The organism is Priestia sp. P1_B12_1 (genome assembly GCF_056406695.1).
Genome location: NZ_JBFTZR010000001.1, coordinates 438,550 through 462,181, shown reverse-complemented (window position 1 = coordinate 462,181; position 23,632 = coordinate 438,550). Strand labels below are relative to the sequence as shown.

General features: G+C 40.3%; 22 protein-coding genes. 20 read left to right on the top strand and 2 right to left on the bottom strand.

The features are described 5' to 3' along the window. Positions 1 to 25 precede the first annotated feature (25 nt). Positions 26 to 1,738 (bottom strand): Rqc2 family fibronectin-binding protein, encoded by a 1,713-nt coding sequence (locus AC1D0Y_RS02390; RefSeq protein WP_025750356.1) that lies wholly within the window; start codon positions 1,736 to 1,738, stop codon positions 26 to 28. Between the two features lie 141 nt (positions 1,739 to 1,879). Between AC1D0Y_RS02390 and AC1D0Y_RS02385 the strand changes: the two genes are divergently transcribed. From AC1D0Y_RS02385 to spoVM, 17 genes are all read left to right on the top strand, one after another. Further along, the gene (locus AC1D0Y_RS02385) at positions 1,880 to 4,558 is read left to right on the top strand and encodes a calcium-translocating P-type ATPase, SERCA-type (RefSeq protein WP_477707323.1); all 2,679 of its coding nucleotides are present in this window, start codon (positions 1,880 to 1,882) and stop codon (positions 4,556 to 4,558) included. 153 nt (positions 4,559 to 4,711) lie between these two features. Beyond that, positions 4,712 to 5,587, top strand: coding sequence for a YicC/YloC family endoribonuclease (locus tag AC1D0Y_RS02380; protein ID WP_028411458.1), 876 nt, complete (start codon positions 4,712 to 4,714; stop codon positions 5,585 to 5,587). Positions 5,588 to 5,633: 46 nt separating this feature from the next. Then, a complete protein-coding gene (locus AC1D0Y_RS02375; RefSeq protein ID WP_013084831.1) occupies positions 5,634 to 5,894 on the top strand; it encodes a DUF370 domain-containing protein in 261 nt (86 codons plus the stop codon). A 13-nt stretch (positions 5,895 to 5,907) separates the two neighbouring features. After that, on the top strand, positions 5,908 to 6,522 hold the full coding sequence (gmk, locus tag AC1D0Y_RS02370) for a guanylate kinase (RefSeq protein ID WP_013058927.1): 615 nt from the start codon (positions 5,908 to 5,910) through the stop codon (positions 6,520 to 6,522). Between the two features lie 2 nt (positions 6,523 to 6,524). Then, positions 6,525 to 6,746 carry a DNA-directed RNA polymerase subunit omega gene (rpoZ, locus tag AC1D0Y_RS02365; protein ID WP_013058926.1) on the top strand — a complete coding sequence of 74 codons (222 nt, stop codon included), beginning with the start codon at positions 6,525 to 6,527 and terminating at the stop codon, positions 6,744 to 6,746. Between the two features lie 180 nt (positions 6,747 to 6,926). After that, complete coding sequence (gene coaBC, locus AC1D0Y_RS02360; protein ID WP_477707322.1) at positions 6,927 to 8,144, top strand: bifunctional phosphopantothenoylcysteine decarboxylase/phosphopantothenate--cysteine ligase CoaBC; 1,218 nt, start codon at positions 6,927 to 6,929, stop codon at positions 8,142 to 8,144. After that, positions 8,141 to 10,555: a primosomal protein N' gene (gene priA, locus AC1D0Y_RS02355; protein WP_477707321.1), complete on the top strand. Its 2,415-nt coding sequence runs from the start codon at positions 8,141 to 8,143 to the stop codon at positions 10,553 to 10,555. Before coaBC ends, priA begins: the two co-directional genes overlap by 4 nt. Positions 10,556 to 10,625: 70 nt before the next feature. Then, positions 10,626 to 11,099, top strand: a complete 474-nt coding sequence (def, locus tag AC1D0Y_RS02350; RefSeq protein ID WP_013084828.1) for a peptide deformylase — start codon at positions 10,626 to 10,628, stop codon at positions 11,097 to 11,099. 10 nt (positions 11,100 to 11,109) lie between these two features. Beyond that, complete coding sequence (fmt, locus tag AC1D0Y_RS02345) at positions 11,110 to 12,048, top strand: methionyl-tRNA formyltransferase (protein ID WP_050689665.1); 939 nt, start codon at positions 11,110 to 11,112, stop codon at positions 12,046 to 12,048. Next, positions 12,041 to 13,381, top strand: a complete 1,341-nt coding sequence (gene rsmB / locus AC1D0Y_RS02340; protein ID WP_098331899.1) for a 16S rRNA (cytosine(967)-C(5))-methyltransferase RsmB — start codon at positions 12,041 to 12,043, stop codon at positions 13,379 to 13,381. The genes fmt and rsmB overlap by 8 nt, the downstream gene beginning before the upstream one ends. A gap of 2 nt (positions 13,382 to 13,383) precedes the next feature. Next, entirely contained in the window at positions 13,384 to 14,475 is a 1,092-nt protein-coding gene (gene rlmN / locus AC1D0Y_RS02335) for a dual-specificity RNA methyltransferase RlmN (RefSeq protein ID WP_028410787.1), read from the top strand. Positions 14,476 to 14,479: 4 nt separating this feature from the next. Next, positions 14,480 to 15,223 carry a Stp1/IreP family PP2C-type Ser/Thr phosphatase gene (locus AC1D0Y_RS02330; RefSeq protein WP_028410788.1) on the top strand — a complete coding sequence of 248 codons (744 nt, stop codon included), beginning with the start codon at positions 14,480 to 14,482 and terminating at the stop codon, positions 15,221 to 15,223. A 5-nt stretch (positions 15,224 to 15,228) separates the two neighbouring features. Beyond that, positions 15,229 to 17,274 (top strand): Stk1 family PASTA domain-containing Ser/Thr kinase, encoded by a 2,046-nt coding sequence (gene pknB / locus AC1D0Y_RS02325; protein ID WP_028410789.1) that lies wholly within the window; start codon positions 15,229 to 15,231, stop codon positions 17,272 to 17,274. 13 nt (positions 17,275 to 17,287) lie between these two features. Next, positions 17,288 to 18,169, top strand: a complete 882-nt coding sequence (gene rsgA / locus AC1D0Y_RS02320; protein ID WP_028410790.1) for a ribosome small subunit-dependent GTPase A — start codon at positions 17,288 to 17,290, stop codon at positions 18,167 to 18,169. A 2-nt stretch (positions 18,170 to 18,171) separates the two neighbouring features. Then, on the top strand, positions 18,172 to 18,828 hold the full coding sequence (rpe, locus tag AC1D0Y_RS02315) for a ribulose-phosphate 3-epimerase (protein ID WP_013084822.1): 657 nt from the start codon (positions 18,172 to 18,174) through the stop codon (positions 18,826 to 18,828). A gap of 116 nt (positions 18,829 to 18,944) precedes the next feature. Next, positions 18,945 to 19,592 carry a thiamine diphosphokinase gene (locus AC1D0Y_RS02310; RefSeq protein WP_028410791.1) on the top strand — a complete coding sequence of 216 codons (648 nt, stop codon included), beginning with the start codon at positions 18,945 to 18,947 and terminating at the stop codon, positions 19,590 to 19,592. A 79-nt stretch (positions 19,593 to 19,671) separates the two neighbouring features. Further along, positions 19,672 to 19,752, top strand: coding sequence for a stage V sporulation protein SpoVM (gene spoVM, locus AC1D0Y_RS02305; protein ID WP_016765421.1), 81 nt, complete (start codon positions 19,672 to 19,674; stop codon positions 19,750 to 19,752). 57 nt (positions 19,753 to 19,809) lie between these two features. Here the strand turns inward: spoVM and rpmB are convergent, their stop codons facing one another. Then, positions 19,810 to 19,998 (bottom strand): 50S ribosomal protein L28, encoded by a 189-nt coding sequence (rpmB, locus tag AC1D0Y_RS02300; RefSeq protein ID WP_013058914.1) that lies wholly within the window; start codon positions 19,996 to 19,998, stop codon positions 19,810 to 19,812. 314 nt (positions 19,999 to 20,312) lie between these two features. On the opposite strand from rpmB, the gene AC1D0Y_RS02295 reads away from it, so the two are divergent. From AC1D0Y_RS02295 to AC1D0Y_RS02285, 3 genes are all read left to right on the top strand, one after another. Then, positions 20,313 to 20,675 (top strand): Asp23/Gls24 family envelope stress response protein, encoded by a 363-nt coding sequence (locus AC1D0Y_RS02295; RefSeq protein ID WP_013058913.1) that lies wholly within the window; start codon positions 20,313 to 20,315, stop codon positions 20,673 to 20,675. A 16-nt stretch (positions 20,676 to 20,691) separates the two neighbouring features. Then, positions 20,692 to 22,359 carry a DAK2 domain-containing protein gene (locus tag AC1D0Y_RS02290; RefSeq protein ID WP_060745964.1) on the top strand — a complete coding sequence of 556 codons (1,668 nt, stop codon included), beginning with the start codon at positions 20,692 to 20,694 and terminating at the stop codon, positions 22,357 to 22,359. 196 nt (positions 22,360 to 22,555) lie between these two features. Further along, positions 22,556 to 23,584: a PTS sugar transporter subunit IIC gene (locus tag AC1D0Y_RS02285; protein WP_028410793.1), complete on the top strand. Its 1,029-nt coding sequence runs from the start codon at positions 22,556 to 22,558 to the stop codon at positions 23,582 to 23,584. Positions 23,585 to 23,632 lie beyond the last annotated feature (48 nt).

Here is a 23,632-nt window from a genome sequence, read left to right as displayed (position 1 = left end):
TTTCTATATAGAAAGGGGGTTTTTATTATGACTGACGCAGCTTCAGTACAAGTTCTTCGCTAGGCGTTACGTACACCGTTTGCTGGTTATCGTACGTCACAAAACCAGGCTTGGCACCGCTTGGTTTTTTTACGTGGCGAATTTTTGTATAGTCCACGGGTACCGAACTTGAATTTTTAGCTTTACTAAAGTAAGCAGCAAGGTGAGCCGCTTCTAAAATGGTTTCTTCTGAAGGCTCTTGGCTGCGGATAACAACGTGAGAACCCGGTATATCTTTTGTATGAAACCAAACGTCATCACGAGCAGCAAGGCGATTTGTTAAATACTCATTTTGCTTATTGTTTTTGCCAACTAAAATCGTCGTGCCGTCGCTTGAAACGTATTGTTCAAGTGTAGGCGTGGTGTTTTTTTGTTTTTTTGCTTGTTTTTGCTGACGGTTGCGCAAATATCCTTCTTCCACAAGCTCTTCACGAATCTCGGCAATGTCTTTGTGAGTAGCAGTATCCATTTGCTGAATAAGTGATTCAAAATACTGTACTTCTTCGTTTGCTTTTTCAATTTGTTCGATTACAATCGAAACGGAATTTTTCGCTTTTTGATACTTTGTGAAATAGCTTTGAGCATTTTGAGACGGTGATTTTTGCGGATCTAATGAAATCGTAAGTGTACCGCTATTTTCATCATAATAATTAATAACGTCCACTTTCGCATCTCCTTTTTTGACAAGGTGTAAATTTGCGGTAAGGAGTTCACCGGCTAGCTGGTAATCAGATGCTTTTTCTGCATTTTGCAGCGTTTGCTCAAGCTTTTTTATTTTTTTCTCATTTTTCTTTTTCTCGGTAGAGATAAACTGTACTAAATCATGCGCTTGCTGCTTTACACGATCTCGCTCTGCTTTCCCGTAGTAATAGCGGTCAAGAAGCTCACTGATGGTTGCATACGTTTTTTTCGTACCCTCTAAATGCGTTAATTCCAGTAAATAAAAATAGTCTTTTTGATTAACGGTTGTCAGAGTCGGTGTAAACTGACCTTCTTTGATCAGCGTCATCGTTTCGACGAATGATTTTGGAAGGGTAGAACGATTCGCTAAGCCAGAGCGAAACACCACTTCATTTGCAATTAAAGGAGAAAGCCCCGAGAAGGTTTGCACTAGCTGGGTGGCTAACTTTCCGCTATTAAAATCAATTTTTTTAACCACGGTTTCCTCATCCGCTTCAAATGGGTGAAGCTTATCTTGGCTAGGAGGCAGTACGTAAGGTGCTCCGGGCAGAAGTGTACGGTGCCTGTTCAAGGCCATTGGAACATGCTTAATGCTGTCGATAATCGTTTGTTTTTCTTTATCTACAAGCACAACATTACTATGTCTTCCCATGATTTCAATAATAAGCTGCTTGTACGTCACGTCGCCAATTTCATTTCGTCCTTTTGTTTCAATGACTAAAATGCGGTCTAATCCAAGCTGATACACTTGTTCAATAATGCTTCCTTCTAAATGTTTGCGAAGAAGCATACAAAACATAGGAGGCTCAGATGGATTTTCATAGGGCTCATTTGTAAAATGAACGCGTGAATAGTTAGGGTGAGCTGAGATTAAAAGTTTGCGGTTTTCACCTTTAGCGCGTACTTGTAAAATCAACTCGTTTGGAAACGGCTGATATATTTTTGAAATTCGTCCTGAAACCAAGGTCTCAGATAATTCTTGTAAAATGCCATATGTAAAAATACCATCAAATGACATAGTGCTCACATCCTTAAGTAATTGAAAATTGTCCTATAGAAAAGTATAGCATTTTTTAGGACGAGTCTGAATAAGCATACGATATAAGATTGTAACAATCTAATAGGTGCATTTACAAATAAAAGGGTGTGAAAAGATGCAATGAGATGGTATGAATTAGGTGAAAAAGCAATAGTAGAAGTAACAAAAACAGACAGACAGCATGGTCTTACACACAAAGAAGTAAAAGTACGTCAGCAGCAGCAAGGATTTAATGAATTGACTGAAGGAGAGAAAAAACCGGCCATTCTTGTGTTTCTAGAGCAGTTTAAAGATTTTATGGTGCTGGTTTTACTAGCTGCTACGCTTATTTCAGGTCTTTTAGGCGAATACATCGATGCGATTGCTATTATTGCCATTGTAGTAATTAATGGATTTCTAGGTTTTTTTCAAGAAAGAAAAGCAGAGAAATCTCTTCATGCATTAAAAGAGCTTTCTGCTCCTCAAGTAGCAGCTATGCGTGAAGGGAAATGGGTTAAGTTGCCATCTAAAGAGCTGGTAGTAGGAGACATTGTAAAGTTTTCGAGCGGAGACCGCATCGGGGCTGACCTTCGGATTATGGAAGCCAAAAGTCTAGAAATTGAAGAATCAGCGCTTACGGGAGAGTCTTTGCCAGTTGCCAAGCAAATAAAAGCTTTGCCCGGAGATGAAGTGCCGCTTGGAGATCAGGACAATATGGCGTTTATGGGTACGCTTGTGACGCGAGGAAGCGGAACAGGTATCGTTGTAGGGATTGGAATGAAAACAGCGATGGGACAAATTGCTGATTTGCTTCAAAATGCTGAAGCCATGATTACTCCTCTTCAACGGAAGTTAGAGCAATTAGGTAAAATTTTAATCGTTGTAGCCCTTGCACTTACTGTATTAGTTGTCGGGATTGGCGTGCTGCAAGGCCATGATTTATATAGTATGTTCTTAGCGGGAGTTTCGTTAGCTGTTGCTGCCATACCCGAAGGTCTTCCTGCCATCGTAACCGTGGCGCTATCTCTTGGTGTACAGCGCATGATTAAGCAAAGATCCATTGTTCGCAAACTTCCTGCTGTTGAGACACTAGGATGCGCATCAGTCATTTGCTCAGACAAAACAGGCACATTAACGCAAAATAAAATGACGGTTACTCACCTCTGGTCAGGAGGAATGACGTGGAGGGTATCAGGGACAGGGTATGAACCTACGGGTGTATTTTCGCGAGAGGAAAGAGAAGTTGATACACGGAATGAAAAACCGCTTCAGCAGCTTTTAGTGTTTGGTCTGCTTTGCAATCAAACGTCCATTTCGAGAAAAGATAAAGAATATGTCATCGACGGAGATCCTACTGAAGCGGCTTTGCTTGTTGCCGCAATGAAAGCGGGGCTGACAAAAGAAAACATTCAAAAGCAGTTTACGATTATTGAAGAGTTTCCATTTGATTCAACACGTAAAATGATGAGTGTAGTCATTGAAGACGCATCTAATAAGCGCTATGTTATAACAAAAGGTGCTCCGGATGTGCTGCTTGTAAACAGCAAAAATATTTTGTGGGAAAGCAGACAACAAACGCTGTCGGTAACAGTTCATAATGAAGTAAAAGGAGCGATTGATCAGTTAGCTAGCCAAGCGCTTCGAACAATTGCGATTGCTTATCGGCCGTTAGAAGACCATGAGAGCGTCCATACAGAGAACGAAGCGGAAAAAGACCTGACTTTCCTCGGGCTTCAAGGAATGATTGATCCGCCAAGACCAGAAGTCAAGCAAGCGGTCAAAGAATGCCGAGACGCAGGAATCAAAACCGTTATGATTACAGGTGATCACGTCATTACAGCACAGGCGATTGCAAAACAGCTAGGCATTCTACCGAAAAACGGTCAAGTCTTGGAAGGAACGGATTTATCCAAAATGACGCAGGAAGAGCTAGAAGAAGTAGTGGATGATGTTTACGTATATGCCAGGGTATCACCTGAGCATAAGCTTAAAATTGTTAAGGCTCTTCAAGCAAAAGATCACATTGTAGCCATGACGGGCGACGGCGTAAATGATGCACCGGCTATTAAAGCAGCAGACATAGGCATTGCAATGGGCATCACCGGGACAGACGTAGCAAAAGAAGCGTCTTCACTCGTTTTGCTTGATGATAATTTTGCTACTATTAAATCAGCAATCAAAGAAGGACGAAACATCTATGAAAATATTCGAAAGTTTATCCGTTACTTGCTTGCATCAAATGTAGGAGAAATCTTAGTTATGCTCTTTGCGATGATTTTAGCACTTCCGCTACCGCTAGTACCCATTCAAATACTATGGGTAAACTTAGTAACAGACGGTTTGCCTGCGATGGCTCTTGGCTTAGACCAGCCAGAGGATAACGTGATGAAGCGCCATCCGAGGCATCCACGCGAAGGTATCTTTGCAAGAGGATTAGGGTGGAAAGTAGTCAGCCGCGGATTTTTAATTGGAGCTGCTACACTTGCTGCGTTCATGATTGTCTACGACAATGACCCAGATCGGCTGCAGTATGCTCAGACGATTGCATTTGCCACGCTTGTCATGGCACAGCTTATTCACGTATTTGACTGCCGAAGTGAAAAATCAATTTTTGATCGGAATCCATTTCAGAATTTATATCTTGTAGGAGCTGTTATTTCATCTATTATCCTTATGCTGGTGGCTATCTACTATCCGCCCCTGCAGCCTATTTTCCATACAATGGCCATTGCACCGCGTGAATGGCTCGTTATTTTAGGACTTGCAAGCCTTCCAACTTTTTTACTTGCCGGTTCACTTTTAACAAGAAAACCTTCATAAATTGTGCTATACTTTAATACAGGCTGTCCCAAATGAGAAAACTCATGAAGGCAGCCTTTACAGGTTGAATAAAGAAGAGAGATTTCTTTTTTTTGCTAACACTTTCTTTTATGATACTTTTTATGTAAGATGTACATAGTGGATGTGATGATAATGATAAAAAGTATGACTGGTTTTGGCCGCGGAAAAGCGGAAGTGGAAAATCGATCAGTAACAGTGGAAATGAAGTCTGTTAATCATCGTTTTTGTGAAATTGTTATCCGTATGCCAAGACAATTAATTGAAATTGAAGATAAAATAAAAAAAATCGTTCAAACATACATAAAACGTGGTAGAGTAGAAGTATTTGTTACTATTTCAGGTGAAGAAATGGCAAAAAAGAAACTGCAGACGGATTGGCAGCTGCTTGATGAATACATGAATGCGTTGCAGCAAGTAAAAGAAAAGCACGGGCTATCACAATCTGTTCAAATTCAAGACATTTTACACATGCCTGAAGTGATGACAACTTATGAAGAAGAAGCTGATCAGACGAGTATTCATGGTGCAATCTTTGAAGCTGTTGAAGCTGCTGTTCATCAGTTAGTGGATATGCGGAAACGAGAGGGATCAGAGCTGTATCACGATTTAATGGGATACTTACAGGACATTCAAGACATTCGCGAAAAAATTACACAGCTTGCTCCTGAAGTTGCTGAACAATATCGCGAGCGTATTAAAAGAAAGCTGAGCGACTATTTAGAAGGTACTTTCGATGAGCAGCGAGTGCTGACTGAAGTAGCTATTTTTGCTGAAAAAGCAGATATTAGCGAAGAACTTACGCGAATTCAAAGTCATGTTTCACAATTTATTCAAGCATTAAATACACCTGATTCAGTAGGACGCAAGCTGGATTTTCTTGTTCAAGAGCTGAATCGTGAAATGAATACAATCGGTGCGAAGGCAAATAATGGTACTATTGCTCAGTATGTTATTAGTATGAAAGCACAATTAGAACGCATAAAAGAGCAGGTTCAAAATATTGAATAGCCTTCGTGTAAGATAAAGATTATATTGGTATAGCGGGAGGCTTCTTATGAGCGGTAAATTAGTGAACGTTGGATTTGGAAATTTTATTTCTTCTAATCGTATAATCTCTGTCGTTCATCCTGAATCAGCTCCAATCAAACGCATTATTCAAGATGCAAAAGATCGAGGCTCTTTAATAGATGCAACGCAAGGACGTAAAACACGATCTGTTATTGTTATGGATAGCGATCATGTTATTTTAGCTCCTGTACAGCCAGAAACTGTGTCACAGCGACTTATAAACAAAGAAGAATTATTAGAAGGGTAGGTCACTTGAACCGATGATTGAAAGAGGTTTATTAATTGTTCTTTCCGGACCATCAGGTGTTGGAAAAGGAACGGTACGAAAAGCATTGTTTGAGCAAGAAGACATTAAATTGCAGTATTCTATCTCTGCAACAACAAGAAAGCCCCGCGAAGGTGAAGTAGATGGTGTTGACTATTTCTTCAAACCACGCGAAGAGTTTGAGCGCATGATTGAAAATAAGAAATTATTAGAGTGGGCTGAATACGTAGGCAACTACTACGGCACCCCGGTTGATTATGTAGAACAAACGTTATCTGAAGGCAAAGATGTATTTCTAGAAATTGAAGTGCAAGGTGCTCTTCAAGTGAAAGAAGCGTTTCCAGAAGGTTTGTTCATCTTCTTGGCACCGCCGAGTTTGTCAGAGCTTAAAAGTCGTATCGTAAACCGCGGTACTGAAACAGAAGATTTAATCAATAACCGTATGCGCGTGGCAAAAGAAGAAATTGAACTTATGGACGCCTACGATTATGTTGTAGAAAATGACAAAGTAGAAAATGCTTGTGCTCGCATCCGTGCTATCGTAACGGCTGAACACTGCCGTCGTGATCGTATTTCTGCGCGCTATAAAAGAATGCTGGAGGTAGAATAAACATGCTTTATCCATCAATTGATTCCCTAATGGAAAAATTAGATTCTAAGTACACGCTTGTGACAGTAGCTGCAAAACGTGCACGTCAATTACAGCTTCACAATGATACGCCGATTGAAAAGCCGGTTTCTTATAAATTTGTAGGCTGTGCTTTAGAAGAAATTAATGCTGAACAATTAAGCTATAAGCAAGGTGTAGCAGAAGAAGATTCTAAACATCAGTAAGTGAAAAAATAACAACCTACTTTATAGGTTGTTATTTTTTTGATGCTTTTGTTTGTATTCAAGCAGGATAGTGAATGTCTCATTACAAAAATGGTATAATAATTAAATTGAAAAGCTTTAGATAGTTACCCGAGTAAACAAGCGGATGCTGGTTGAGCGGGATAAATAGATGGGGGCATAATGATGAAGGGAAAACGAATTTTATTATGTGTTAGCGGCGGGATCGCCGTATATAAAGCCGCAGCTTTAACAAGTAAATTAGTACAAGCGGGAGCGGAAGTTAAAGTAATGATGACTGCTTCGGCATGCGAGTTCGTAACGCCGCTTACGTTTCAAGCTCTGTCTCGAAACCCAGTTTATACAGATACGTTTGATGAAAAAGATCCATCTGTGATTGCACATATTGATTTAGCAGATTGGCCTGATTTAATTTTAGTAGCTCCTGCTACCGCTAACATGATAGGGAAAATAGCAAATGGTCTTGCAGATGATATGATTTCCACAACGCTGCTCGCTGCTACTGCACCTGTGTGGATTGCACCTGCAATGAATGTTCATATGTACGATCATCCAGCTGTTAAAAAAAATATGAGCACTCTTTCATCATTTGGTTACTCTTTTGTAGAGCCTGGAGAAGGGTATTTGGCATGCGGTTATGTAGGAAAAGGCCGTCTTGAAGAGCCAGAAACAATTGTTTCACTAATCGGATCTTATTTCTCACAAGCATCAGATGCACAAAAGATCCTTGAAGGTGTGAATGTATTGGTTACAGCAGGACCTACGGTAGAACGCATTGATCCCGTCCGATTTTTCACTAATCGTTCTACCGGGAAAATGGGCTATGCTCTTGCAGAACAAGCTGCTAAGTTAGGTGCATCGGTAACACTTGTAACGGGACCGACGAATTTAGAGTATCCAAAAGGAGTACAGGTTGTTCAAATTGAAAGTGCGCAGCAGATGCTTGAAGCTGTTATGCAGCGCTATCATGAAGCAGATGTTATTATCAAATCAGCCGCAGTGGCAGATTACCGACCAAAGCATGTGTTTGATCAAAAGATGAAAAAGCAGCCTGGTGCAGCAGTATTAGAGCTAGAGAGAACAACAGATATTTTACGCACGCTTGGAGAGCAAAAAGAACACCAGCTTTTAGTCGGCTTTGCAGCAGAAACAGAACAAGTGGATGAATATGCACAAAAGAAACTTTTATCTAAAAACTTGGATATGATTGTAGCCAATAACGTAACGACAGAGGGAGCAGGTTTTGGGACGGACACAAATATTGTAACGCTCTATAAGCGAAGCGGAGAGTCTAGGAAACTTCCCATTCTTTCAAAACACGATGTAGCTACCGAGGTGTTAAAAGAAGTGAAGGAAATGTTAGAAGGGCTGAAAAAATGAGTGTAGCTAGTGTAATTGTGGACGTGGCTGCTAAGCAAACAGATCGAGCTTTTGACTACGCTGTTCCTGACAAATGGAAAGGAATTATTGTTCCGGGTATGCGAGTTGTCGTTCCGTTTGGTCCTAGAAAAGTTCAAGGGTTTGTGGTGGCTCTTAAAGAAGAGGCCGAAGTTAAGCGTGTTAAACCAATTGCTGACCTGCTTGATTTAACGCCGGTTCTGACTCCCGAACTGTTAGAGATTGGGCACTGGCTAACCGAAAAAACGCTTTGTTTTATGATATCGGCTTTTCAAGTCATGCTGCCTGCGGCGATGAAAGCAAAATATGATAAAGAACTGTCACTCCTTTCAAAAGAGGCATACGAACAGCTTCATGAGAAAGTAAAGCCGTTTTTTCAGTCAAGATCCTCACTGAAGTGGAGTGAAGTAGAAAAGACAGCCGCTGCTCCTGCTTTTCACCGTGATATTCAAAAAGGTCTAATCGAAGTTGTCTACGTTGTGAAAAACAAAGGAAACAAAAAAACGGCAAAAGGCGTAAAACTGAATCAAAGTCTTGAAGAAATTCAGCAGTTTATGAGCGAGTTAAATAAGCAGGCAGAAAAGCAAAAACAAGTGCTGTCTTTTATGCTCGAGCGAAATGAAGAAGTAGTCATAAAAGAAATAGCGGAAGATTTGCAGATTACCTCCGCTCCTATAAAAGCGCTGATTAACAAAGGACTCTTAGCGGAAACGGAAATTGAAATATACCGTGATCCTTATCAAGATCGATATTTTACACCATCAAAGCCATTTCAATTGACGGATGAACAAGCTGAGGCAATTGCACCGATTCTGCGGGACATCGAAGAAAATCTTCACGATGTGTTTTTAATGTACGGAGTAACCGGAAGCGGAAAAACAGAAGTGTATCTCCAATCAATTGATCAAGTGCTGAAAAAAGGAAAAGAAGCGATTATGCTTGTTCCGGAGATTTCACTTACCCCTCAGATGGTCAAGCGGTTTAAAGAGCGGTTCGGCTCAAAAGTTGCTGTGCTTCATAGCGGCTTGTCTACTGGTGAGAAATACGATGAATGGCGAAAAATTCAGCGAAAAGAAGTATCCGTTGTAGTAGGGGCCCGCTCTGCTGTATTTGCTCCATTTGAAAATTTGGGCCTTCTTATTATCGATGAAGAACATGAGACGAGTTATAAACAAGAAGAAAACCCCCGTTATCATGCCAGAGATGTAGCTATTTACCGAGGGCAGCATCATCAGTGTCCTGTCATTTTAGGAAGTGCAACACCAACGCTTGAGTCCTTTGCAAGAGCGCAAAAAGGTGTGTATAAGCTGCTGACGTTAAAGCAAAGAATGAATAAGTCATCAATGCCGTCGGTGGATATCGTTGATATGAGAGAAGAGCTTCGCAGCGGCAATCGCTCTATGTTTTCAACTCTGCTGTTTGAAAAGATGAAAGACCGTTTGGAAAAAGGGGAGCAAATCGTTTTATTTTTAAATAAAAGAGGTCATTCTTCTTTTGTCATGTGCAGGGACTGCGGTTACGTTCCGACATGTGAGCACTGTGAAATTTCACTAACGTATCACCGCTATCAAAATAAATTAAAATGCCATTACTGCGGACACGAAGAACATGTGCACACTGAGTGCCCAGAATGCCACAGCGAACATATCCGCTTTTTCGGATCTGGTACACAAAAAGTGGAAGAAGAATTAACAAAAGTGCTGCCTGAGGCTAGAGTCGTTCGAATGGATGTTGATACGACAAGCAGAAAAGGCGCGCATGAAAAGCTCCTGAACAAGTTTGCAAGTGGAGAAGCGCAAATTTTACTAGGGACGCAGATGATTGCGAAAGGGCTGGACTTTCCAAACGTCACGCTTGTAGGCGTTTTAACAGCAGATACGATGCTGAATTTACCTGACTTTCGTGCATCTGAAAAAACGTTTCAGCTTTTAACGCAAGTAAGCGGAAGAGCAGGACGCCACAAACTTCCAGGAGAAGTAGTGATTCAGACGTACACGCCTGAACACTACAGTATTCAACTTGCGAGTCAGCATGATTACGATGCGTTTTATATGCAGGAGATGGAAATTCGTAAAATGCATAAATATCCGCCTTTCTTTTACTTGGCGCTTGTAACGGTATCTCATGAAAATATTGCAAAAGTGGTGTCTGTTACGGACAAAATTTCGCAGTATCTGCGTCAGAAACTTTCGCCGCAAACAACGATCTTGGGGCCAGTCGCATCTCCGATTGCTAAGATAAAAGATAGATATCGCTATCAATGCATGTTAAAATACAAGCTGGAACCAAGCCTGATTCCGCTGTTGAAATATATATTAGAACGTTATCAAGCGGAAATGCAGAAGGAGAATTTAACGATCACTATTGATTTGAATCCATACTCGATGATGTAACCAGTCGTCTTGATGGCGTTAAATAAGAAGGTTTTTGGATATAAATAGAAAGAATAAAGGAGGTGCCTATTTGGCTAAGCTTAAGCTTGTTTACCATCCTAATGAAGTACTTGAACAAGAGTGTGAAGTCGTTAAAAACTTTGATAATAAATTAGCGAAATTACTAAACGGCATGTATGATTTAATGCTTGAAGCAGACGGTGTGGGTTTAGCTGCTCCTCAAGTAGGAGTTCTGCAGCAAGTGGCAGTGGTAGACGTGGATGACCGACACGGTAAAATTGAGTTAATTAATCCGGTAATTATTGAGCAACGAGGCGAACAAATCGGTCCAGAAGGCTGCCTAAGTTTTCCGGGCCTTTTTGGTGACGTGGCTCGAGCTGATTATGTGAAAGTACGTGCGCAAAATCGTAAAGGAAAACCTTATTTTATAGAAGCAAAAGGTTTTTTAGCACGAGCAATTCAACATGAAATTGATCATTTACACGGTGTATTGTTCACGGAAAAAGTAACAAAGTATTACGAAGAGGATGAACTAGAAGGGTAGGTTTTACACGATGAAAGTCGTATTTATGGGAACGCCGGATTTTTCAGTGCCGGTTTTACAAACATTACTTAAAGATGGATATGAAGTGGTCGCAGTGGTTACACAGCCGGACCGACCAAAAGGGCGCAAGCGCGTATTAACACCTCCTCCAGTAAAAGTTGAGGCGTTAAAGCATGAAATACCCGTACTGCAGCCAGAAAAGATTCGTTTAGAAGAAGAATATCAGAAAGTATTAGCGTATGAGCCTGACCTAATTGTAACAGCGGCTTTTGGTCAAATTTTACCAACCCCTATTTTAGAAGCGCCTAAATACGGCTGTATTAACGTGCATGCTTCTCTGTTACCTGAACTGCGCGGAGGCGCGCCGATTCATTATTCAATTCTACAAGGTAAGCCGAAAACTGGTGTTACAATTATGTATATGGTAGAAAAATTAGATGCAGGTGATATCTTAACACAGGTAGAAGTTCCGATTGAAGAACGTGATCACGTTGGCACGCTTCATGATAAACTCAGCGCTGCTGGTGCAAAACTGCTTTCAGAAACCATTCCTTCTCTTGTAAAAGGTGAAATTACGCCGGTTAAACAAAACGATGACGAAGCGACATTTGCTTCTAACATTAAGCGGGAACAAGAGAAAATTGATTGGGCCCGTACAGGAGAAGAAATTTATAACCATATCCGCGGACTTCATCCTTGGCCCGTTGCTTATACAACAGCAGACGGTCAGGTCATGAAAATTTGGTGGGGAGAGAAAGTATCTGCATCAGGAAAACCGGGTACCGTTTTATCACTTGAAGAGGATGGATTTATAGTAGCAACTGGAAATGAAACAGCTATTAAAGTGACGGAACTTCAGCCGGCTGGAAAAAAACGTATGGATGCAGCGCAGTATTTACGAGGTACATCCGTTGAAGTCGGAACAGTATTAGGGGATGTCAATGAGTAAGTACAACGTTCGAGACATAGCTTTAGATATTTTACTAGCTATTGAAAAAAATCAGGCATTCAGCAATCTATTGTTAAATAACAGTATACAAAAACGCGGTATTCAAGGAAAAGATGCAGGGCTGTTAACGGAAATTGTGTATGGAACGATTCAAAGACGTGATACGTTAGATTACGGGTTAGCGCCTTTCTTGAAAAATCCAAAAAAACTGCAGCCTTGGGTGCGAGTGCTGCTTCGTTTGTCTCTTTACCAAATGGTATATTTAGACCGAGTGCCGGACCGGGCAATCCTTCATGAAGCAGTAGAAATTGCCAAAAAACGCGGCCACAAAGGAATTGCCTCAATGGTAAACGGCGTTTTACGAAATATTCAGCGCAGCGGCACGCCTTCTTTAGAAGAAATACAAAATCCTGTGGAGCGGTTGGCAATTGAAACGAGTCATCCATTGTGGCTTGTAAAACGCTGGGTGGAACAATATGGATTGGACAAAACACGCGGAATCTGTTTAGCTAATTTAATGGCCCCTAAACAAACAATCCGAGTAAACAGTGCACGCTTTACGCAAAATGAAGTAAAAGAAGCGCTTGAAAAAGAAGGTATTGTTGTAGAACCAGGCCATTTTGTAGAAGAAGCGCTAGAAGTTCAAAAAGGAAATGCAGCTCATACACAAGCATTTCGTGAAGGAATGTTTACCGTTCAAGATGAAAGCTCTATGTTAGTGGCTCATGCGCTCGGTGCGGAGGCAGAAGAGCTAATTTTAGATAGCTGTGCTGCACCGGGAGGAAAATCAACTCATATTGCAGAGCAGCTTAAAAATAGTGGTAAAGTTATTTCCTTGGACATTCATGACCATAAAGTAAAGCTGATTGCCCAGCAGGCAGAGCGTCTGCATCTTACCAATATTGAGCCGACGGTTCAAGACAGCCGCAAAGCGGGCGAACAGTTTGATAAAGAAATGTTTGACCGTATCTTAGTAGATGCTCCGTGCTCAGGTTTTGGTGTAATGAGACGTAAACCTGATTTGAAATATACAAAAACTGAGCAAGATGTAAAGCAGCTGGCGCGTATTCAACAAGATATTTTAAATGCGGTTGCGCCTTTATTAAAAAAAGGTGGGACCCTTGTATATAGTACATGTACAATTGACCGGGATGAAAATGGGGATGTTGTAGCAGCATTTTTAGCAGATCATGCTGATTTTCAAAAAGATGAAACACTCGCTGCACGCATGCCGCAAAAGCTTAAACAAAACGTAAAACATGGTGAAATTCAATTGCTGCCAGATGCACAAAGCGATGGGTTTTATATTGCATGTTTACAGAAGAAGGTGTAAAAATGGAAGAAGTAGCTAAAAGAAAAGCAAAAGCAGAAGAAAAAGCGCAAAAACCATCTATTTATTCATTAGAAATGCACGACCTAGAAAATTGGTTAGTGGAACACGGAGATAAGAAGTTCCGTGCTAAACAAATTTTTGACTGGTTATATATTAAACGCGTAACGGACTTTGACGATATGTCAAACTTATCTAAAGGATTACGTGAACAATTAAAAGACAAATTTGCATTAACGACATTAAAAACAGTTGTTCAGCAAACGTCTGGGGACGGCACGATGAAGTTTTTATTCGAACTCCATGACGGTTATACGATTGAAACGGTGCTTATGCGTCATGAATACGGAAATTCTGTCTGTGTAACAACTCAAGTTGGCTGTCGCATCGGCTGTACATTCTGTGCGTCTACTCTTGGAGGTTTAAAGCGTAACTTAGAAGCTGGAGAAATCGTAGCGCAAGTAGTAAAAGTACAAAAAGCGCTAGATGAACAAGGAGAACGCGTGAGCTCTGTCGTAATTATGGGTATTGGGGAGCCATTTGATAACTACGATGAAATGATGCGCTTCTTAAAAACAATTAACAGTGATGATGGATTAAATATTGGTGCACGTCATATCACAGTATCGACAAGTGGAATCATTCCGAAAATCTATAAGTTTGCTGATGAAAAAATGCAAATCAATTTTGCGATTTCACTTCACGCTCCAAACAATGACATCCGCTCACGCTTAATGCCGATTAACCGTGCGTACAAACTTCCTGATTTGATGGAAGCCATTAAATATTATACGGATAAAACGGGAAGACGTATTAGCTTTGAGTATGGTCTATTCGGAGGAGTAAACGATCAAGTAGAGCATGCCGAGGAATTAGCGGATTTGATTAAAGACGTTAAATGTCACGTGAACTTGATTCCCGTAAACTATGTGCCTGAGCGTGATTATGTTCGTACACCGCGTGAACAGATTTTTGCATTTGAACGTACGCTTAAAAAGCGTGGCGTTAACGTGACTATTCGACGTGAGCAAGGTCATGACATCGATGCAGCTTGTGGCCAATTACGTGCGAAGGAGCGTAAAGAAGAGACGAGGTGATTGTATGGCAACTGTCTTCATGACAGACCGAGGGAGAGTTAGACAACACAATGAAGATAACGGAGGGGTATTTTTGAACCAATACAATCAGCTGCTTGCAATTGTGGCTGATGGTATGGGAGGTCATCGAGCTGGCGACGTCGCCAGTGAGATGGCGGTTCAAAAATTGCAAATAGCGTGGGAAGAAGCGGACAAGGTAACGTCTCCTGATGAGGCAACGCAGTGGATTCGTACGCATGTTTCGCAAATTAATCAAGATATTTATCAGTATGCTCAGGAGCATGAAGAGTGTAAAGGGATGGGTACAACAGTTGTACTTGCTTTATGCGCCGATACGTTTTGTGCGATTGGTAATATAGGAGACAGCAGATGCTATATTTCAAATGAATATGGATTTCAACAAGTAACAGAAGATCATTCTCTTGTGAATGAACTCGTAAAAAATGGTCAAATCACCAAAGAAGATGCCGAGCATCATCCGCGAAAAAATATCTTATTGCGAGCACTAGGTACCGAAGAAAATGTTAGTTTAGATGTAAAAACAATTGAAGTGGAAAAAGAAGATCGATTATTATTATGTTCAGATGGACTGACAAATAAGGTAACGGAACAAAAGCTGAACGAAACGTTATCAACAAGTTCATCACTTCACGAAAAGGGTACGAGCCTGATTCAATTAGCAAATGAGCTTGGTGGAGAAGACAATATTACACTTGCAATTGTGGACTTTACATCTGAAAGTGGGTGAGAGTGTTGCTAATAGGTAGACGGCTAAACGACCGTTATAAGGTATTGCAAGTAATTGGTGGAGGCGGAATGGCAAACGTCTATTTAGGTCGCGACATGATTTTGGATCGTGATGTGGCAATTAAAGTGCTTCGTTTAGACTTTGCAAGTGACGATGCATTTATAAAGCGTTTCCATCGAGAAGCACAATCTGCTACGAGTATTGCTCATCCTAATATTGTCAGCATTTATGATGTTGGAGAAGAAGAAGATATTTACTATATCATCATGGAATATGTACCGGGTATGACATTAAAGCAATACATTCTGCAAGAATCACCACTATCTCTTGATAAAGCCATACATATTATGACGCAGATTACATCAGCTATTGCCCATGCTCATCAGTACGGAATTATTCACCGGGATATTAAGCCTCAAAATATTTTAATTGATCATGATGATACCATTAAAGTTACTGACTTCGGCATTGCCGTAGCACTAAGTTCTACAACCATTACGCATACTAATTCTGTTTTGGGCTCTGTTCATTATTTATCTCCTGAACAGGCAAGGGGAGGGCTTGCGAATAAGCGTTCTGATATTTATTCGCTTGGCATCGTCCTATTTGAATTGCTAACGGGTCGAGTCCCTTTTTCTGGGGAATCGGCTGTGTCAATTGCATTAAAACATTTACAGACAGAAACACCTTCTCCTAAAAGATGGAATCCGTCTATCCCTCAAAGCGTGGAGAATGTTGTATTAAAAGCAACAACTAAAGATCCATTTTACCGATACAGTTCCGTCGAAGAACTCGAAGCGGATTTACAGTCTGCTGTTCATCCAAATCGTTATAATGAACAAAGGTTTACGGTGCCTGATGATGAAGAAGTGACAAAAGCCATTCCAGTTATTAAGGAGGATTTTGTTGAATCCGAAGAAACGCACGTACCTGTGAGAAAACCGCCTCACTTAGAGCGCGAAGAACAAGAGGAAGAAGAGTTAAAGCCGAAGAAAAAAAAGAAGAAAAAGAAAAAAGGCAAAAGCAAGCTGATTGTAACGCTTGTTTTAATTTTTTTGCTGCTGGCAGCTGCTAGCGTAGCCGCCGTTACATTTATTCCGGCTTTATTACTGCCAAAAGACGTAAAGGTTCCTGATTTACATAATCAAGATTATGAATCAGCAGTAACCGATTTAGTTTCTTTAGGCTTTAAAGTGAAGAATCCTAAAGATATATCTGATAATGAGGTGGAAGAAGGCGACGTGGTTAAAACGATGCCAGAAGCGGGAGACGTTATCAAAGAAGGATCTAATGTCATTATTTATCGAAGTACAGGAAAGAAAAAAGAAGCATTTAACCGATACATTGGAAGAAGCTTTACGGAAGTAAAAAGTCTGTTAGAAAAGCAGAATTATAAAGATATCCAATCCATCGAAGTTGAAAGCACAGAACCAAAAGGCAATATTACAGATCAGACGCCTAAAGAAACCGAACAAGTGGTGCCGGAAGATACAACGGTTACGCTATGGGTAAGTAAGGGTCCGCCGAAGATTACATTAAAGGATTTCTCGGGCTGGACGGAAAAAAGCGTAAAAGATTATGCGTCAGATGAAGATATTGAAGTGGACGTAAAAACAGCGTATTCCGACACTGTTGAAAAAGGTCTTGTGATGTCTCAAAAGCCTGCAGCGGAGCAGAGTATCGAGCAAGGTGATAAGCTCACCATTACGGTCTCAATGGGCAAGGAGCCAAAAGCTCCTCAAACGGTGTCAGTGGATGTGACTATCCCGTATAAAGAAGAGACTGACACCGAAGCAAGCACGGAACAAGGCGACGCAACGGAAACAGGCGATGCCACCGGAACAGAAGAGGAAAAGCCAAAGCCGCAAAAAGTACAAATTTATATCGAAGATGCAGATAACGATATGTCCGTTCCTGCTAAAGAACTAACGATTACTGAAACAACAAAAGAATCGTTCGATGTTTTAGTTGATGAAAATGAAAAAGCGTCTTATAAAATTGTCCGAGACGGGGAAGTTATTGAAGAAAAAGACGTTGAATATCCAGAGTGATAGGAGTGAGGTTATGCCAGAAGGAAGAATTATTAAATCCCTTAGCGGATTTTATTATGTTCTTCATGACGGACAAGTAACGCAATGTCGAGGACGAGGTGTTTTTCGTAAAAAGAAGGTAACACCTTTAGTCGGTGACAATGTAGTATTTCAGGCGGAAAATAAGCTTGAAGGATATATACTTGAAATTAAAGAACGTAAAAATGAATTAGTTCGTCCCCCTATTTCAAATGTTGATCAGGCGCTGCTTGTTTTTTCAGCGATTGAACCTGATTTTAGCACAATGCTTCTTGACCGATTTTTAGTGTTAGTGGAGTCTAATCATATTGAACCTATTATTTGTATTTCAAAAGTAGATCTTTTATCACAGCAGCAAAAGCAAGAAATCGAGCAATATGCCGAAGAATATCGTAAAATAGGATATGAGGTCATTTTAACGTCGACAGTCACAGAAAAAGGCATGGAACAAATTCAGCCGTTATTTGAAGATCGCGTAACGGTTATTGCCGGACAGTCAGGTGTAGGTAAATCTTCACTGTTAAATACACTTAAACCAGAGCTTGAGTTAAAGACAAATGATATTTCAATGTCTCTTGGAAGAGGGAAGCATACAACACGTCATGTAGAACTGATTTCGTTTGGTGAAGGGTTAGTAGCCGATACGCCAGGCTTTAGCTCACTGGAATTTTTAACGTTAGAAGTAGAAGAGTTAGCCGATTGTTTTCCTGAAATGTCGCGTTTGAGTGAACAGTGTAAATTTCGAGGTTGTTTGCATGTGAAAGAACCAAAATGTGCGGTGAAAGAAGCATACGAACAAAAAGAAATTCCGAGTTATCGCTACGAACATTACTTGCAATTTATTGAGGAAATTAAGCAAAGAAAGCCGAGGTATTAAAAATGACAAAAATCGCACCTTCCATTTTATCTGCCAATTTTTCAAAGCTTGCTGAAGAAATTCGTGAAGTTGAAGCAGGTGGAGCAGACTACATCCATATAGACGTTATGGATGGCCATTTTGTTCCTAATATTACAATTGGGCCGCTTATCGTTGAGGCTGTACGTCCTGTCACAACACTGCCATTAGATGTGCATTTAATGATTGAAAACCCAGATCAATACGTTCCAATGTTTGCAAAGGCAGGTGCTGATATTTTAACGGTGCATGCTGAAGCGTGTACTCATTTGCACCGCACCATTCAATTAATTAAAGAGCACGGCATGAAAGCAGGCGTTGCTTTAAATCCTGCAACGCCAATTGACGTGGTGAAGCATATCTTAGAAGATATCGATCTTATTTTATTAATGACGGTGAACCCAGGCTTTGGAGGGCAAAACTTCATTCCAAATGTACTGCCGAAAATTGAGCAAATCTCTCAGCTTATTGAAATTCGTCACCTTTCTATTGAAGTAGAGGTTGATGGAGGAATTAATGAAGAAACAGCAAGAAAATGTGTGGAAGCAGGAGCAAATGTCTTAGTGGCTGGCTCAGCTATTTATAATCAAGAAGACCGAGCTGGTGCAATTAGTCAAATTCGCACAACTGTTCAAGCGTAAGTAATAAAAGCTGCTGTGTACAACGAGTAGAACTTGTACACAGCAGCTTTTTCTTTTAGGATAAAGAAAACATAGTTATTTCGTTCATTTTTTAATAGAAAAGGAGCATATACATAATGAAAATTCATATTCTAGCAGGGGGACCGGATGAACATATGCCGCCCCTGCACCAATCAAATGATGTAAAGTGGGTAGGAGTAGACCGCGGCGTATTCCTTCTTCTTCAGCAAGACATTTTGCCCGTAAAAGCATTCGGAGATTTTGATTCCATTACAAATGCGCAGCTTAAGCTAGTGAGAGAAGCATTACAAGATGTTGAACTGTATCCTGCGGAAAAAGATGCAACGGATTTGGAGCTTGCTTTTGAGTGGGCAATAGAGCAAAAACCGGACAGTATTTGTATCTTTGGAGCAACAGGTGGAAGGCTTGACCACATGTTTGGAAGCATTCAGCTCCTGTACAAAGGGTTAAAAAAGAAAGCGAATGTACAAATGATTGACAATCAAAATATCATTCAATTGTTTGAACCAGGCACTTATCATGTAGATCGGTTAAAGGAGTTTCACTATATTTCATTCGTTCCATTTTCAGGCAGTGTAAAAGAACTTACGCTAGAAGGTTTCAAATATCCGCTCAATAAGCATGAAGTAGAACTCGGCTCAACTTTATGTATTAGCAATGAACTTATTCAACAAAGAGGTACTTTTTCATTTACAAAAGGCATATTAATGATGGTAAGAAGCAATGATAAACGTTGCTTGTGATGAAGTATGGAAAATGAGAGCAGGACATAGGGCTTTCTTTAAAAGGAGATAAAGTGTGGAGACGGTTAGGAGGGACAGTATGAAATTCTATACAATCAAACTTCCAAAGTTTTTAGGTGGGATCGTAAAGGTCATGCTTAATTCGTTCAAAAAAGATTAACAACGCCAGAATAATAAAAGAAGCACCATAAAATATGGTGCTTTTTCATTATAAAGATTAAACGCGTTGAACTTTACCAGACTTAAGGGCTCTAGCTGAAACGTACACACGTTTTGGTTTACCGTTCACTAAGATACGTACTTTTTGAACGTTAGCACCCCATTTACGCTTAGTAGCGTTCATTGCGTGAGAACGTGCGTTACCTGAACGAGCTTTTCTACCAGTTACTACACATTTGCGTGCCATGATTTTCCCTCCTAACACCAAAAAAACTACTCAATTCTGTTTTGAGAAATACTATATTAATTTATCACAGCCTTACAGAGAATGCAATAGTTCTGGAGAAAAGCTTTCAAGAAATTTTCCTTGACATATAAAATGAATCTATGTTCAATAATATAGAGAGTAGAAATAGGTATAACTTGGGCTATTACTTATTTTAAGACAAGTTGATACCTAATACTGTCATCTTTAAAAGAGACAAGCTGGACGCCTCTTTTAAAACGAGATTGATTATAGTAGAATATTTATAACCTATGAAAGTAGAAAGGGGAACGAGTATGTCCATCGAAATGAAAACGAAGTATGGTCAAATTGATATCTCTACAGATGTAATTGCAACAATTGCTGGAGGAGCAGCTGTTGATTGTTACGGGATTGTCGGAATGGCTTCAAAAAATCAGCTTAAAGATGGTCTTACAGAAATTCTTCGCAAAGAAAACTTTACACGAGGTATTGTGGTAAGACAAGAAGAGGATGACGTACATATCGATATGTACATTATCGTAAGCTATGGAACAAAAATTTCTGAAATTGCTCATAATGTGCAAACAAAAGTAAAATACACACTGGAACAAACCGTTGGTTTAACGGTTGATTCAGTAAATATTTATGTGCAGGGTGTTCGTGTAACGAACGTTTAATTAAGGAGGAAGATTCGTGTCAATGACAACGTTGGACGGAAAGCGGTTTAGAGAAATGGTGCTTCAAGGAGCCCAGCATCTATCTAACAATGCAGATTATGTAGATGCGCTGAACGTTTTTCCCGTACCAGATGGCGATACTGGAACAAATATGAACTTATCGATTACGTCTGGTGCTAAAGAAGTAAAAAATAAACTATCTGATCACATCGGCCAAGTGAGTCAAGCTTTGTCTAAAGGCTTATTGATGGGCGCGCGCGGTAATTCAGGAGTTATTTTATCTCAATTATTCCGCGGTTTTGCGAAATCGGTTGAGCAAAAGTCAGCGATTACAACAGTAGAGTTTGCTGAAGCTCTTGAGCTTGGTGTAGAAACGGCTTATAAAGCTGTTATGAAACCAATCGAAGGAACCATTTTAACAGTAGCTAAGGATACTGCTAAAAAAGCAGCGGCTGTTGCTAAAAAGCAATCTGATATGATTCTGTTCATGGAAGAAGTACTTAAGGAAGCTAATGCTTCATTAAATCGCACGCCAGATCTTTTACCCGTGTTAAAAGAAGTAGGCGTAGTGGATAGCGGAGGTCAAGGGCTTGTTTTAATTTATGAAGGCTTTTTAGCTGAATTAAAAGGTGAAAAACTTCCCGGTGTACCCATGTCAGCTCCTTCAATGAATGAACTCGTAAATGCTGAGCATCATAAGCATGCGCAAAGCCATATGAATACAGAAGATATTGAATTTGGCTATTGTACAGAATTTATGGTAAGGCTGGAAGAGGATAAGCCTGCAGCTAAAACATTTTCTGAAGAAACGTTTCGTCAAGACTTAAGTAAATGGGGCGACTCATTGCTTGTAGTATCCGATGATGAAATCGTGAAAGTTCATATTCACGCCGAGCATCCTGGAGAAGTGTTAAACTACGGGCAGCAGTACGGAAGTTTAATTAAAATGAAGATTGAAAACATGAGAGAACAGCATAGCAGCATTGTTTCAGGTGAAGAAAAGCCTGCAGTAAAAAATGCTGAAAAACAGCCCTTTGGCATTGTTACTGTGTCAATGGGAAAAGGAATTGCTGAATTGTTCAAGAGCCTTGGGGCAACGGTTGTCATTGAAGGCGGACAAACAATGAATCCAAGTACGGAGGATATTGTCAAAGCGATTGAAGAAACAAATGCTGAACAGGTACTGATTTTACCTAATAACGGAAATATTGTGATGGCTGCTAACCAAGCGGCTGCTGTTGCCGGCAGTCACGTTTCGGTTGTCCCGTCTAAAACGGTTCCTCAAGGAATGACAGCGCTACTATCATTTAATCCTCAGCAAAGCTTAAAAGAAAACGAGGAAGTAATGACAGAAGCTCTGCAGCACGTGAAAACAGGACAAGTAACGTATGCAGTTCGCGATACAAATATTGATGGTCTTGAATTAGCTAAAGGCGATTTTATGGGTATTGCCGAAAAGAAAATCGTTGTAAAAGATTCAGAGAAATTAGAAGCAGCGAAAAAGCTGTTGACTTATATGATTGATGACGAAGCGGAAATCCTTACGATTCTTCAAGGACAGGATGTCTCGGACGATGAAGCTGAAGCGCTAACATCGTTTGTAGAAGAAACGTTTGAAGAAGTTGAGGTAGAGCTTCATAAAGGAGATCAACCTTTATATTCTTACATTTTTGCAATTGAATAACCAAAAAAGAAGCGTCCCTCCCGAGGGGCGCTTCTTTTTTTGTGTTTTTTAAGTTAAATACGAACTATTTTATTTTTAATTGTTGTAATTGTTCGGTATATTAGGTATATTAGTTGAAAAGAACACGTTTATATGGTAGTTTTGAAAACTGATTAAGTCAAATGTGAAAGAAAACAGCATGAGAGGAGAGACAACAGTGGATATTTTAAAAGGAACAGGTTTATTATTATTAGTTTTATTTTTATTTTGGTTGTTTAGCAACAAGGCACCTTATGGCATGAAAGCAATGGGGGCTCTCGCAAGCGGAGCGGTAGCTGCGTTTCTCGTAGAGGCCTTTCAGTCATATGTAGGAGGAGATTTACTAGGTATTTCATTCTTGGGTGAAGTTGGAAAGGCTGCAGGAGGAATGGGAGGAGTTGCGGCGGCAGCACTAGTTGCTTTGGCGTTAGGAGTATCTCCTGTATATGCTCTTATGATGGGAGTGGTGTGTTCAGGGCTAGGCTTGCTCCCTGGATTTTTTGCGGGATACCTCATGGCATTTGTAGTGAAATTTATTGAGAAAAAGGCACCTGCTGGTCTAGACTTATTAGGCAACATCTTAATTGCGGCACCTTTAACAAGATTAATTGGTAATGCATTCTCACCTATTGTAGATGCGACTCTTTTAAATATTGGAGGAATTATCAAAGATACAACAAGTGCTAGCCCTATTTTGATGGGAATTATTTTAGGGGGAGTTATTACAGTAGTAGCAACGGCTCCGCTTAGCTCAATGGCTTTAACGGCTATGCTAGGGTTAACGGGATTGCCTATGGCGATTGGAGCTCTTGCTGTGTTTGGTTCTTCTTTTATGAACTATGTGCTGTTTGATCGATTAAAAATTGGGGATCGTCGTACAACCATTTCAGTTGCAGTTGAACCTTTAACGCAAGCGAATATTATTTCAGCAAATCCAATTCCTATTTACATTACAAACTTTGTTGGAGGTGCAATGGCCGGTGTGGTTGTGGCTCTGTTCGGATTGGTAAATGATGCTGCAGGCACGGCAACGCCAATCGCAGGACTTGCAGTGATGTTTGGGTTTAATGACCCTATGAAGGTCACAATTTGTGCAGTGCTTTGCGCACTAGCGGGAGCATTAGCTGGATTTATAGGTTCGGTTGTTTTTAAAAACTTTAAAATTAAAACAGTAGACGATGTAGCTTCCGAGCAAGAAGCAGCTTAAGTAATTCATCTTTTCCTGCATAATATAGTAAAAAAAGCGGTGTGCTTA